This window comes from Paraburkholderia sp. SIMBA_027, from assembly GCF_046535315.1.
Classification (GTDB): domain Bacteria; phylum Pseudomonadota; class Gammaproteobacteria; order Burkholderiales; family Burkholderiaceae; genus Paraburkholderia; species Paraburkholderia tropica.
The window spans coordinates 1-252 of the sequence record NZ_JAWRWY010001168.1; the positions used below are offsets into that span (position 1 = coordinate 1).

The 252-nt window shown below is 63.5% G+C and carries 1 protein-coding gene; it reads left to right on the top strand.

All coding sequences use genetic code 11. The features are described from left to right. Positions 1-252 (top strand): pyridoxal-phosphate dependent enzyme (locus SB764_RS42825; protein ID WP_410867153.1); only part of this gene is annotated, 252 nt, incomplete at both ends.

Consider the following 252-nt stretch of genomic DNA (forward strand, 5'->3'; position numbering starts at 1 on the left):
TGGGCCAACCAGTTCGATAACCTCGTCAACCGGCAGGCCCACTATGAAACCACCGGGCCGGAAATCTGGCGCGACACGGCGGGTACGGTGGACGCTTTCGTGTGCGCTACAGGGACGGGTGGCACGCTCGCCGGCGTCGCGCGCTTTCTCAAGGAACAGAATCCGGCGGTGAGAACCGTGCTTGCCGACCCGCACGGCAGCGGGCTGTACAGTTTCGTGAAAACGCGCGAAATCAAGGCGGAAGGCAACTCG